Raw genomic sequence first — 12,275 nt, forward strand, 5'->3', positions numbered from 1 at the left:
ATTATCTTCCTTCCCTCCGTTGTGATCAAAATAACGCCGGAACAATCGCCGGGACCATCAACAATTAAAACGTAAAATTCTGTTGCTTGCGCAACGCCCTTTCCAGTTCCACCTTATCAACGGACCGTTCCAAAGCATTCTCCCTGGTGATGGCACCGGCCAAGCACAGATCGGCCAGGGCCTGGTCCATGGTCTGCATTCCCGCGCCGCGCCCGGTTTGCATGACGGTATATAGCTGGTGTTCTTTGGCCTCCCGGATTAAATTCCGCACCGCGGGATTGGTAAGCAGCAGTTCCACCGCCGCCACCCGCCCCCGGCCGTCTTTGCGGGGAATTAATTGCTGGGCCAGCACGGCCTGCAGGGAATCGGCCAGCTGCTGCCTGATCTGGCTGCGCATTCCTTCGGGGAAAACATCCACAATACGGTGCACGGCCAGGGCCGCCGTCTGAGTATGCAGGGTGGAAAACACCAGATGCCCGGTCTCGGCAGCGGTGAGGGCGATGGCAATACTTTCGGTATCACGCATTTCACCGATTAATATAACATCGGGATCGTGGCGCAGCACGTGTCTTAGCGCTGCAGCGAAGGATTTGGTATCGCTGCCCACCTCACGCTGCTTGATAATTGATTTTTTGTGGCTGTGCAGGTACTCTATGGGATCCTCCACCGTGACAATGTTTAAACTGCGCTGTTCGTTTATAGCATTGATCAGGGCGGCCAGGGTGGTGGATTTACCGCTGCCGGTGGGGCCGGTAACCAGTACCAGACCGCGGGGCAGCAGGGCCAAATCCGGCACCGCAGCCGGCAGTCCCAGCTCGTTTAGGCGGGGAATTTCAAAGGCCACCACCCGGAAATTAACGCCCAGGGAACCACGCTGCCACATGATGTTACCTCTAAACCGGCTGACTCCGGGCACGGAATGGCTAAAATCCAACTCCCGGGTTTGTTCCAGCAGGTCCCGTTGTTTGGGTTCCAGAATGGGATAGACCAATGCCTCAATATCCGAGGGCATTAGGCGTTCCATGGGTAATTTAACCAGTTCACCGTTCACACGTACCACCGGTGGCAGCCCCGCCGCCAGGTGCAGGTCGGAACCGTTCATTTTAACTGTTTGGATAAGTATATCCTTTAAGTCCATCATACTACCACCCGCATTATTTCTTCCAGTGTAGTGATACCCTCTCTGACTTTCGCCAGACCGTCCTGGCGCAGTGTAATCATACCCTCGGCAATGGCGGCTTTCCTGATTTCCCTGGATGGTTTTCGCTCCAGGGTCAGGTTTTGGATCGCTTCGCTGACAAAAAGCAGCTCGTAAATGCCGATTCTACCCCGGTACCCGGTATTACTGCAGCGCATACAGCCCACCGGGCGGTATAGCGTAACATGAGTTTCGTTTTCTTGAAAAGGGAAGTCGGGAAAATCGCTCATTTTATGCCGGGGCATGATATAAGGTTCCTTGCAGTTGGGACACAGTACCCGCGCCAAGCGCTGGGCCAGTACACAAAGCAGTGACGATGCCGTTAAAAAGGGTTCAATGCCCATCTCCGTCAGGCGGGTTATGGAACCCGGCGCGTCATTGGTATGCAAAGTGGAAAAAACCAGGTGTCCCGTAAGGGCCGATTCCACAGCCAGTTTGGCTGTTTCACGGTCCCTGATTTCACCCACCATAATGATATCCGGGTCACTGCGCAGTATGGAGCGCAAGCCCGATGCAAAGGTAAGGCCGGCCCGGACATTGATCTGCACCTGGTTGATGCCATCCATGCGGTATTCCACCGGGTCTTCCACGGTAATGATATTTTTCGTTGTTTTATCAAGGGTAGCTAGGCTGGCATAAAGCGTTGTGCTTTTACCGCTACCCGTGGGGCCGGTGACCAAAATGCAGCCATGGGGCCGGCTGATGGCTTCCCGGTATTTACTCAACACACCGGGGGTGATGCCCAGTTCACTGAGGGTGATAATACGGGATGAGCGGTTCAGCAGCCGCAGGGTCAACCGCTCGCCGTAACTGGCGGGCAGTGAGGCCACCCGCACATCAATGGTTTGGCCTTCAATTTTGAGGGACATGCGGCCGTCCTGGGGCAGCCGGCGCTCGGCAATGTTCATATTAGCCATGATCTTAAACCTTGACACCAGCGGGCCGTGCATTGTCCGGGGCAATTGCATGGTATCATGCAGCACACCGTCGATACGGAACCGCACCCGCAGGTGACTTTCGTACAATTCTATATGCACGTCACTGGCCTTGGCACCCACCGCCTGGGTTATGATCATATTGGCCAATTGTACCGCCGGTTTGTTCGCCGCATCTTCGGATTCAATGGTGATTTGCTCTTCGGCCTGGATATCATCCTTAACCTGCTCAAATTCCATATTGGCCCGGCTGTACTTTTCAATCATGGCGTCCAGTTCGGTATCCGGGGCCACCACCACTTTAATATCAAAGCCGGTGAGAATACGTATATCGTCAATGGCCATGATGTTATTGGGATGCTGCATGGCCACCACCAGTTTGTTATCGCTGAAGCTGATGGGCAGTGCCCTGTAGCGTTTTAATGCTTCCACCGGTAAGGTGGCCACGGCAGCGCTGTCAATGGTGGTGTTTTCCAGCGATATAAAGGGTACCCCGGAACGCCGGGCAATAACCCTGGCTATATCGTCTTCGTTACAAAAACCCAACCGCACCAGGGTTTTACCCAGAAAACCCTTTTCTTTTTTTTGCACTTCCAGCGCCTCGGCCAGCTGGGCTTCGGTGATTACCTTTTCTTTAACCAACCAGTTGCCGAGATAATTGTCTTTTGCCTTCATACCGCCCTACCTCTGCACGGCATTTAATGTAATGAGGTGTTCTCCTAAAACGGTAAAAAAAAGCGTGAATCGAATCGATTCCGCACATGGCTGCCCGGCCGCCATTGTGTAATGGATACACTTTAGGCCCGTGGCTTTGCGTATACTTCTTTCGAAGTACTTGCCTTTTTCATGCTTTAGTGTACTCTTTTGGACAAATTGTTAATATATATCTCAGATTATAAAAAAATTTACATTAAAAAACAATATATTCGAGCAAATATATTAAATGATATTTCTTACCAAATAAGGTTAATGTTTATTGTGCCCGGGCCGCGGCAATAGCCTGGCGGATGCGCTCTTCGGATGTGCGGCGGTGGATAACAGCCCGGCCCGTGTCCACCGGTATGATGAATGTTATGGCACCGCCAACTGTTTTCTTGTCACCGTACATGGCCGTGATAATATCCCGTGTAGCCAGACCAGGCGGTACAGTGGTGGGCAGGCCGGCTTTGTGCAGCAGGTTTTTAATTCTGCGGGCCGCTTCCCGTGATAACATGCCCAGATCCATCCCCAGGTGTATTGCCACCGCAGTGCCCATGGCCACGGCTTCACCGTGGCTGTAGCGGCCATAACCCGCCAGGGCTTCGATGGCATGCCCCACGGTGTGCCCGAGGTTCAATATGGCCCGGGTACCCTGTTCGGTTTCATCCTGTTCCACCACCCGGGCTTTATTGATACAGGACTGTTCAATGACATGGGCAAGCGCTCCGGGTTCCAGCGCCAGCACCTGGTGTATGTTGTCCTCCAGCCAGGTGAAAAATGAAGCATCACCAATAATGCCGTATTTGATCACCTCGGCCAACCCCGACCGCAATTCCCGCCGGGGGAGGGTATCCAGCGCGGCTGTATCCGAAACCACCAGCGCGGGCTGGTAAAAGGCACCGATAATGTTCTTACCCCGGGGATGGTTTACCGCCACTTTGCCCCCTACGCTGCTGTCCACCTGGGCCAGCAATGTGGTGGGCACCTGCACAAAGGGCACGCCCCGCATGTAGGTGGCGGCCACAAACCCGGCCAGGTCGCCCACCACCCCGCCGCCCAGCGCCACCACTGCCGAGCGCCGGTCCAGGCCGGCGGTAAAGGCACGGTCGTAAAGCAGTTCAGCACTGGACAGCGTTTTGTACTGCTCCCCGTCGGGTATGGCCACCTGAAAGACTTCCAGGCCCGCCTGAGCCAGACTGCCGGTCACCCGCCCGGCGTATATGGCACCCACCGTAGTGTTGGTAACCAGGAGCACTTTGCGGCCCACAGGCAGTTCGGCCAGCATATCACCAATGCGGTCCAGCAATCCGCTGCCGATGGCAATACGGTAGGAACGCCGGCCCAAGTTTATACGTACATTCTTCATGATATATATTCCTTTTGCTGTAAATAATTTATTATTTGATGCAGCACTTCATCAAAACCAAGCTCGCCGGTATCCACCGTAAACTCGGCCACTTCATAGGCACCGGCCCGCTCATGTAGTAACCTGACAATGTTTTCCCAAAGATCGCCCCGGCTCAGCAGCGGGCGGCGCTTTTTATTTTTCACCCGCTGAAAAATAACCTCGGGTGCAGCTGTTAAACAAATCAGCACGCCGTTTTGCCGTAGTATCTCCACGTTCTCCCGGTCCAGCACCGTACCGCCGCCCGTGGCCACTACCAGCCCCGCCCGGCGGGAAAGCTTGCGCACCAGTAGTTTTTCTTCCGAGCGAAACCTGATTTCCCCATCCTTGCGAAAAATTTGCTCCACAGTTTTACCTGTAATCTCTTCAATGGCACTGTCGGTATCGACAAATTTATAGCCCAGGCGCCTGGCCAGGTGCCTGCCCAGTGATGATTTACCGGTACCCATAAAGCCAATTAAAATAATATTTTTTTTCATTTGTAATCCTTTTCTAGAAACTTTTTGCATAATCGCGATACAGGGCCACTCTCTCTTTAATTTCCCCCATCGTATCTCCGCCGAATTTCTCCAACACCACCGCCGCCAGTTCCCAGGCCGTCACAGCCTCGCCCACCACACAGGCCGCCGGCACGGCACAGGTATCTGAGCGTTCCACTGACGCTTCGAAGGGTTGTTTGGTATGTATATCCACACTGCGCAGCGGCTTATACAGGGTGGGAATGGGTTTCATAGCCGCCCGCAGCAGTAGTATATCACCGTTGGACATACCGCCCTCGATACCCCCGGCGTTATTGGTCGACCGGTAAAAACCCCGGTCCGAACGGTAAAATATCTCGTCATGAATCTCCGATCCCCTGGCGGCCGCGGCAGCAAAACCCGCGCCCACTTCCACACCTTTGATGGCTTGAATACTCATCAGCGCCCCGGCCAACCGTCCATCCAAGGTGCGATCCCGTTGGGTATAGCTGCCCAGGCCCGGGGGCAAGCCGAAAACGTATACTTCAAAAACCCCGCCCAGGGAATCCCCGGCTGCCCGGGCGGCATCTATTTCCTGCACCATGGCTGCGCCGGCCTCGGGGTCGGCGCAGTATACCGGTGAATTGGCCACTGCAGCGGCCAGTTTTTCCGTATCCAGGGTAAGATCCAGGGCACGGGCTTTGATGCTACCAATTTGCACCACCTGGCCCGCCACCAGTATGTCCAGTTCTTCAAGCAAACGGCGGGCCACCGTACCGGCCGCCACCCGGGCCGCCGTTTCCCGGGCACTGGATCGTTCCAGCACGTTGCGCATGTCCCGGTGGCCGTATTTAATAGCCCCGGTTAAATCAGCATGCCCCGGCCGGGGCCTGGTAACGGCGCGGGACTTTAAGTCCGCTCCGGCTCCTGGATCCATCACCCGGCACCAGTTTGGCCAGTCCTTGTTGGCCACCACCAGTGTCAGCGGGCTGCCCGTGGTCAACCCGCCCCGTACTCCCGAGGTTATGGCCACGCGGTCCCGCTCAATGTTCATTCGACCGCCCCGGCCATGCCCGCCCTGGCGTCTGGCCAGTTGCTGGTCGATATACTCAGCCGCCAGGGGAAGACCCGCCGGTACACCATCCAGTATGGCGGTAAGGGAGGGGCCATGGGACTCCCCGGCTGTAAGGCAACGCAGCAATGAAATCATCCTTTCAGTTACAGGTCCGGTAACACCCGGCCTTAAATACCGGCCTGCCGGTACAGTGCCCGCCGCATCACCGCAACGGGGGCGGCCAGGCCGGTCCATGCTTCAAAGGAAAGCACACCCTGATGCAATAACATGCCCAGGCCGTTGGCAACTACCGCACCGTTGGCGGCGGACCGGGCTAAAAAACGAGTCACCGGCGGGTTATAGACCAGGTCATAGGCCAGTTGGCCGCTGCCGGGCACTCCTCTGGGCAGTGGTAAATCCCCCCGGACCTGGCCTGACATACCCAGCGGAGTGCAGTTAACCACCAGTGCGGCCCGGCGGGCAAAGCCCGCCAGAAGCCGGTCGCCGGGATCCCATTGCAAAGCAAGGACTTGTAAGCCGGTTTTTGAATGTACGGATTTAGCCAGTTCCTCCGCCCGGGCCCGGTTACGATTAACCACAGCCACCTCCGGGCAGCCCGCCTGCGCCAGGGCCATCACCACGGCCCGGGCGGATCCCCCGGCCCCCAAAACAAGCGCCGGGCCTTGGGAGGGTTCGAAACCGTGATCTTCCCGCAAATCTTTAATAAACCCGGGCCCGTCGGTATTGTAACCGGCCAACCGGCCTTGCCGGTTAATTATGGTGTTCACCGCTCCGTAAAGGATGGCGGTTTCCGCCAGTTCATCCAGGTGAGGCATAACGGCCTCTTTGTAAGGTATCGTAACGTTAACCCCGGCTACGCCCAGCGCCCGCAGGCCCTCCATAGCGGCGACCAGGTTTTCCGGCTGTACCCCGAAGGGTACATACACACCGTTTAACCCCAGGGCAGCCAGGGCCGCGTTATGCATGGCCGGCGAGTAACTGTGGGCCACCGGGTGGCCGATGAGGCCGTATACCGCAGTTTCACCGTTGAACGCCAAGCCGCCGGCCGGCGCGCCCTCGTGTCTTGCTATCCCGTCAATTTTCTCTCCGTTCAAGACAGGTTACCCCTTCTTTCTCCTGACATAGTACTGTTTATCCTTATGGGATACCAGGCGGGATATGCGAGCCAGTAACAGTTTCTCCAGGCGCCGGTTAACCAGCTTGGTTCCCCAAAACTCCTTACCGGGCATGGGCACCACCAGTACGGTGAACATGCCCAGCCTGTTCCCGCCCCAAATGTCGGTAAATATCTGGTCGCCCACCACTGCAGTTTCCGCAGCGGTGGTATTGAGTAAGCCAAGGGCGCGCCGGAAAGCCCCGGGCATGGGCTTGATCGCCCTGACCACACAGGGTATATTGAGCGGACGGGCCAGTTTATTCACCCGGGCCGTACTGTTATTGGAAACGATACATAGCTTGAATCCCCGTTCCAGCATACCTTTAAGCCAGCTTTTTATTTCAGGGGAAAAGCTATCCCGGTCCCGGGGCACTATGGTGTTATCCAAATCCAGTAATACCGTGTTGATACCATGTTTACGCAGCTCATCGGGATTTATATCTAAAATTGATGGAACATACATATCGGGGTAAAAAATACGCAGCATCTAACTCTCCTTGGACATGAAATCAAGCTGTTTGTCGCTTTGGTGCTTTTGGTATATGCTATTCCTTAATCCATACATTGTAACCCTGTGGGGCATGAAATTTCAATACCAACCACCCAGGGACCGGGCCTTTTTGAGATCCCCGGGGGTGTTTAAGTTTAAGAAAACCCTTTCCAGGTGCGGTTCCACCTGGAACATTTCCTCTTCCTCAACATACCTGACCCTGACCTGTTCGTAAAAGCCGGTTATTTTATTTTGCCCCCGGGTCAAGCGCTGTTCGATAACTTCGATACACCCCTTGCCATATATGGCACACAGCGGTTCGGCATATCCCCGGTAACGGGGTACCACCACATCATAATCACCCGGCAGCTCAATCATAAAACGGGCCAGGGGAGCACTGATAAATGGCATATCGCAGGCTGCCACCAGCACCCGGGAATGAACGGCCTGCACCAGACCGGCGTGTATACCACCCAGCGGGCCGTGTCCGGGTAGAATATCCCTGACGGCTTTATCACCATACCGGGCAAATTTTTCCGGGCGGCCGGTCACCACCAGTATTTCATCCACCAGCGTTCTAAAGACACCGGCAATAGTTTCAATTAAGGTATACGGCCCCACCTTTAACAGTGCCTTGTCCGTACCCATCCGGGCGCTTTTACCGCCCGCCAGTATAACCCCGGAAATATTTGCCCTGTGCTGCAACAAACCCCGCTCCAACTCCTTGTGATAAATAATCTTCCGCCTTGACGACAACTTTCCCACGGGAAGTTCCCGCTCCCCTATATTCTACACATTAACTCATATTTCCTCTCATTAAAATTTTTCCCGCCTTGTTTAGCGTTTATTTATAATGAAAATGTTTGCCAAAAGTGGCGAGCGCCTTCAGCTTCTACAGTAGGTTCCGGATATTGGCGTCGATGTTTTTATCGTAACTTGTAACCCTAGACTAGGCTTCCCGGGTGCACCGCCGCTCCCGGGGAAGGAATTTCACCTCCGAGATTATGCTATCGGGACTCCAGGTTCGTTTTTACTCCGTAACGTAACCGCTGTCCTTAACAGCTAAAAGTTGTGTTAATACACGACGGATGCGACTGCCCGTCGCACATTAAAAAACCCCGGCCACCGGCCAGGGTAGGAAACCAGCATATGAATATATATTTACCAGCTCAAACCGGCCCACGGCCGGTTTTACTAAATTCCTCAGCCACCGCTGAATCCGCCGCCGGTAGCCGGTATATCACAACTTCCGCCGCTTCCGGTGCGCACCGCACAGCCCGTGAACAACTGCTCCACATTTTTACCGCCGCAGCCGGGGCAGGATACTTTGTCTTTATCACTGATACTAACCATAACGGTGAATTTATGCCCGCATTGGGCACAGCGAAAATCATAGGTGGGCATAGCTGTTTAAACCTCCCCTGGAAAAATGTTTATTGCAATGTTCTTAAATCAATAGTTTTAAACTATTAGTTTAAACGGTAATTGCCCCGTTGGGACAGGCAAATATACATTCCTCACATTCATCACACAATGCATTGTCCACACTGGCCGTCTTCACCTGCACGGATATCGCCCCCAGCGGGCACATCCGGGTGCAAACCCCGCACCCAATACACAAAGCTTTAATAACCCTGGCCGCCATATTGCAACTCCTTTATACTATATATAGATATATTTTAATATATAGATGTTTATTTAGCAAGGGTTATTTTAGCGGCAAGCTGGCCTGCCAGGTATTGATATTGTTAACGAATATATATTTGCTCCATCCAGCGGTATCAAGATATCTCGGAACGTTTGAATAGCTGGATAAAATTTAAAATAAACTGCAGTTCCTTTTCATTGAGGTTGCATACCAGGTTTAAGATGGCCTGCACATTGGGATGCATAAGTAATTCCCGCAGTTCCGGGTTCATTAAGCTGAGCATCTGGTCCACCGCACCCGGCTCCATAATGAAATAGCAAGGGGAAACACCCATGACTTCGGACAGTTTTTCCAGTGTCTTTAAAGAAGGCTGCACTTTACCGTGTTCAATTTGTCCGATCAGCCCGGCGGTTACACCGGCCAGGTTGGCCAGTTGGGCCTGGGTCAGCCCGTATTCTTCCCGCAGTGCCTTTAGTTTGTGGCCCAGGGAGCCTTCCTGACCCATAATGGAAGACACCGATACCTCCAAACCTTCAGCAATTCGCTTCAAAGTATTCAGCGCGGGAAAAACAGCCCCTCTTTCTATTTCGCTTAAATAAGAAAGGGATATTTCCGCCCGCTGGGCCAGATCCTGCAAGGACAAGTTTTTCTCCGCCCGCAGCAGGCGAATCTTATCCCCCATGGAAAGTCCCGTATCGGCAACATCCCCCTTAACAAGCTGGGTTTTGGAAACATTCAAAGCGGCGGCAAGTTTATCAATTGTCTTCAGCGAAGGTCTTTTGGAACCCCTTTCTATTTCGCTGAGATAAGAAAGGGATAAATTGGCCCGTTTGGCTAAATCCTGCAGCGTATAGCCGCGCTCCTCCCGCAATGCCCTGATTTGCTCTCCCCTTACTATCATGATTGACACTCCCGTATTAGTGCGATTAAGCACAAACATCTCTATAGATTATATATAAAATAAGTACTACTAATTATCGTACTATAACGCAGCTAATTAGTCAATCTAGAGGGTATGGAGGTAGTTTTTGTCTAACGGGCATATTTAACCCAGATATTCATATCTTCATAACCACCGCTGATGTTACAATTATTGATCAGCGTACCCCGAAAACGGTAACCAAGCCTGTGGAACACCAGGTTCATACCGTATGATGAAGCCCTGGCCATGCTGTACAGGCAGTTTATTCCCCTGTCCAAACATTCCTTCTCCAGTTCTTCAATTAAACCGAGCATAAAACCGGCACCGCGACAATCGGGTAACGTGGCGCAATTGGTAATCTCGGCATTGTCGTTGGCCCAGTTAACTTCAGCGGCAGCAACGCTCACTATTTGACGCCCCTTTTTGACCGCTTTGAACAAAGCGGTTTTGCCCAGCACAGCGGCCAGATAATCCGGTTGGTCCACCGGACTGGGATAAGTGGCAAAAACTTGTTTAAATATGCCGGTTAGGGCGGGTATATCCCCATTGGACGGGGTGCAATACCCGTACCCCGGCGGCAGCGGGGCGGGTTTCTTCAGCGGGCGACTCAGGATATGCTTGGTTTGTTCCAGATATCCGGGAAGACAGTCACTGCAGGCCCGGCGCTGGTCCAGATAAGCAGTTAAAAAATACGCGGTGCTGCCGTTAAAATAACCCTCGATCCTGCCTTCCAGGTAAAAACCCAGTTTTTTTAAATCATTATAATGCTCTTCCCGGGCAGGAAAAATGATCTTTTCCAGCCCGTTGGCATTGCATAGGTCATTAATAAACCGGACCAGCTCCGCGGCATCTATATATACATAATCACTGACCCAGGCTCGCTTGCTATATTGGTCCAGAAGCAAATTTACGGTAAAATTATCGCTTTTTTTACTGATAACCGGCTGCTTTTGTGGTGCAAACATTTTAGCCCCCCCTGATACAATGCTTCTCGGCCATTTATTTAACCGGCTGCCTTTTTAGCAGGCTGCACCTTCATAACCACCTCCCGGTTTTTCATCAAACCGGCCGGACCAGGGACGGGTTTACCCTTTTGTTTTCGGCATTCCTCACACTGGCACTCACTTTTATGATAAGCCGCCGGCTCGGTATATAAATAAATATTTCCTTCAAAATTACGCAGTACCACCTGGTCGTCCGAACGGGAGATCAGGTACTGGGGTAGCAAGGGAATTTTGCCCCCGCCGCCCGGGGCATCGATAACATAGGTGGGTACGGCCAGCCCGGTGGTGTGTCCCCGCAAGTTTTCCATAATTTCAATACCCTTACTCACCGTAGTGCGGAAATGACCAATGCCCCGGGACAAATCGCACTGGTACAGGTAATAGGGACGAACCCGAATGGTCATTAATTTCTGCAGCAATTTTTTCATTAAATTGGGACAGTCATTAACCCCCCGCAATAATACCGACTGGTTGCCCAGCGGTATGCCGGCATTGGCTAGCCGCTCACAGGCCTGGGTGGATTCGGAAGTGATTTCACTGGGATGATTGAAATGGGTATTGATCCACAGCGGGTGATATTTTTTAAGCATATTACACAACTGGGGAGTAATTCGCTGGGGTAGTACCACCGGCATCCTGGTGCCGATACGGATAATTTCCACGTGTTTGATGGACCTGAGCCGGCTAATGATATATTCCAAATGATCATCGGACAGGGTTAGCGGATCGCCGCCTGAAATCAACACATCACGAACCTCTTTATTATTATGGATATACGCGATGGCACGGTCGATTTGTCCTTTAGGCAGCGCCCGGTCGTGACCTCCGGCCATCCTACGCCTGGTGCAATGGCGACAGTACATGGAACACTGATCGGTCACCAGCAGCAACACCCGATCGGGGTAGCGGTGGGTGATACCGGGTACCGGCGAATCTACATCCTCGTGCAGCGGGTCACTCATGTCGGCCTTGTCACATGTCAGCTCATCAATGACAGGCACCGCCTGCTGCCTGATGGGGCAATCCTTATTACCGGGATCAATCAAGCTGGCGTAATAGGGCGTAATGGCCATACGGAAACGTCTTAGACATCGTTCGATCTCCCCGGCTTCCTCATCAGTTATGTCCATCACCTGCCGCAGCTTTTCCACACTGGTAATCCGGTTCCGTAACTGCCAGCGCCAGTCATTCCAATCTTCGGGCGCGACATTTTTAAAAATACTCATCGATAACCTCCTTGGGGGGTCAGGCTTAAACTTTATTAAACTAACCACAATACTTTAAT

General features: G+C 53.1%; 13 protein-coding genes and 1 riboswitch. All 13 genes read right to left on the minus strand.

Going from position 1 to position 12,275, the window contains the following annotated elements; all coding sequences use genetic code 11:
- Window positions 1-64: 64 nt before the first annotated feature.
- Window positions 65-1,141 carry a type IV pilus twitching motility protein PilT gene (locus tag LX24_RS08890; RefSeq protein ID WP_166511804.1) on the minus strand — a complete coding sequence of 359 codons (1,077 nt, stop codon included), beginning with the start codon at window positions 1,139-1,141 and terminating at the stop codon, window positions 65-67.
- Window positions 1,138-2,808 carry a GspE/PulE family protein gene (locus LX24_RS08895; RefSeq protein WP_166511805.1) on the minus strand — a complete coding sequence of 557 codons (1,671 nt, stop codon included), beginning with the start codon at window positions 2,806-2,808 and terminating at the stop codon, window positions 1,138-1,140. Before LX24_RS08895 ends, LX24_RS08890 begins: the two co-directional genes overlap by 4 nt.
- An 85-nt stretch (window positions 2,809-2,893) precedes the next feature.
- Window positions 2,894-2,983, minus strand: a riboswitch (cyclic di-GMP riboswitch).
- Window positions 2,984-3,106: 123 nt separating this feature from the next.
- Window positions 3,107-4,198 carry a 3-dehydroquinate synthase gene (gene aroB / locus LX24_RS08900; protein ID WP_166511806.1) on the minus strand — a complete coding sequence of 364 codons (1,092 nt, stop codon included), beginning with the start codon at window positions 4,196-4,198 and terminating at the stop codon, window positions 3,107-3,109.
- Window positions 4,195-4,716, minus strand: a complete 522-nt coding sequence (locus tag LX24_RS08905; protein WP_166511807.1) for a shikimate kinase — start codon at window positions 4,714-4,716, stop codon at window positions 4,195-4,197. Before LX24_RS08905 ends, aroB begins: the two co-directional genes overlap by 4 nt.
- A 13-nt stretch (window positions 4,717-4,729) precedes the next feature.
- Entirely contained in the window at window positions 4,730-5,896 is a 1,167-nt protein-coding gene (aroC, locus tag LX24_RS08910) for a chorismate synthase (protein WP_166511808.1), read from the minus strand.
- A gap of 41 nt (window positions 5,897-5,937) precedes the next feature.
- The gene (locus LX24_RS08915; RefSeq protein WP_243131688.1) at window positions 5,938-6,864 is read right to left on the minus strand and encodes a shikimate dehydrogenase; all 927 of its coding nucleotides are present in this window, start codon (window positions 6,862-6,864) and stop codon (window positions 5,938-5,940) included.
- 6 nt (window positions 6,865-6,870) lie between these two features.
- Window positions 6,871-7,413, minus strand: coding sequence for a YqeG family HAD IIIA-type phosphatase (locus LX24_RS08920; protein ID WP_166511809.1), 543 nt, complete (start codon window positions 7,411-7,413; stop codon window positions 6,871-6,873).
- Between the two features lie 102 nt (window positions 7,414-7,515).
- Window positions 7,516-8,121, minus strand: a complete 606-nt coding sequence (gene mobA / locus LX24_RS08925) for a molybdenum cofactor guanylyltransferase (RefSeq protein WP_207706572.1) — start codon at window positions 8,119-8,121, stop codon at window positions 7,516-7,518.
- Window positions 8,122-8,619: 498 nt separating this feature from the next.
- Window positions 8,620-8,820 (minus strand): FmdB family zinc ribbon protein, encoded by a 201-nt coding sequence (locus tag LX24_RS08930; RefSeq protein ID WP_166511811.1) that lies wholly within the window; start codon window positions 8,818-8,820, stop codon window positions 8,620-8,622.
- Between the two features lie 70 nt (window positions 8,821-8,890).
- Window positions 8,891-9,061, minus strand: coding sequence for a 4Fe-4S binding protein (locus LX24_RS08935; protein ID WP_166511812.1), 171 nt, complete (start codon window positions 9,059-9,061; stop codon window positions 8,891-8,893).
- 136 nt (window positions 9,062-9,197) lie between these two features.
- The gene (locus tag LX24_RS08940) at window positions 9,198-9,965 is read right to left on the minus strand and encodes a helix-turn-helix domain-containing protein (RefSeq protein WP_166511813.1); all 768 of its coding nucleotides are present in this window, start codon (window positions 9,963-9,965) and stop codon (window positions 9,198-9,200) included.
- 131 nt (window positions 9,966-10,096) lie between these two features.
- On the minus strand, window positions 10,097-10,951 hold the full coding sequence (gene ablB, locus LX24_RS08945) for a putative beta-lysine N-acetyltransferase (protein ID WP_166511814.1): 855 nt from the start codon (window positions 10,949-10,951) through the stop codon (window positions 10,097-10,099).
- A 38-nt stretch (window positions 10,952-10,989) separates the two neighbouring features.
- Window positions 10,990-12,216, minus strand: coding sequence for a lysine 2,3-aminomutase (kamA, locus tag LX24_RS08950; RefSeq protein ID WP_166511815.1), 1,227 nt, complete (start codon window positions 12,214-12,216; stop codon window positions 10,990-10,992).
- Between the last annotated feature and the right edge of the window lie 59 nt (window positions 12,217-12,275).

The sequence above is a fragment of the Desulfallas thermosapovorans DSM 6562 genome (assembly GCF_008124625.1).
GTDB lineage: Bacteria > Bacillota > Desulfotomaculia > Desulfotomaculales > Desulfallaceae > Sporotomaculum > Sporotomaculum thermosapovorans.

Bases quoted from the DNA above. Each gene is read 5' to 3' on its own strand.
- aroB (WP_166511806.1), bottom strand. From the start codon at position 4,198: ATGAAGAATGTACGTATAAACTTGGGCCGGCGTTCCTACCGTATTGCC.
- LX24_RS08940 (WP_166511813.1), bottom strand. From the start codon at position 9,965: ATGATAGTAAGGGGAGAGCAAATCAGGGCATTGCGGGAGGAGCGCGGC.
- ablB (WP_166511814.1), bottom strand. From the start codon at position 10,951: ATGTTTGCACCACAAAAGCAGCCGGTTATCAGTAAAAAAAGCGATAAT.
- LX24_RS08895 (WP_166511805.1), bottom strand. From the start codon at position 2,808: ATGAAGGCAAAAGACAATTATCTCGGCAACTGGTTGGTTAAAGAAAAG.
- LX24_RS08890 (WP_166511804.1), bottom strand. From the start codon at position 1,141: ATGATGGACTTAAAGGATATACTTATCCAAACAGTTAAAATGAACGGT.
- LX24_RS08930 (WP_166511811.1), bottom strand. From the start codon at position 8,820: ATGCCCACCTATGATTTTCGCTGTGCCCAATGCGGGCATAAATTCACC.
- LX24_RS08905 (WP_166511807.1), bottom strand. From the start codon at position 4,716: ATGAAAAAAAATATTATTTTAATTGGCTTTATGGGTACCGGTAAATCA.
- LX24_RS08935 (WP_166511812.1), bottom strand. From the start codon at position 9,061: ATGGCGGCCAGGGTTATTAAAGCTTTGTGTATTGGGTGCGGGGTTTGC.
- LX24_RS08920 (WP_166511809.1), bottom strand. From the start codon at position 7,413: ATGCTGCGTATTTTTTACCCCGATATGTATGTTCCATCAATTTTAGAT.
- kamA (WP_166511815.1), bottom strand. From the start codon at position 12,216: ATGAGTATTTTTAAAAATGTCGCGCCCGAAGATTGGAATGACTGGCGC.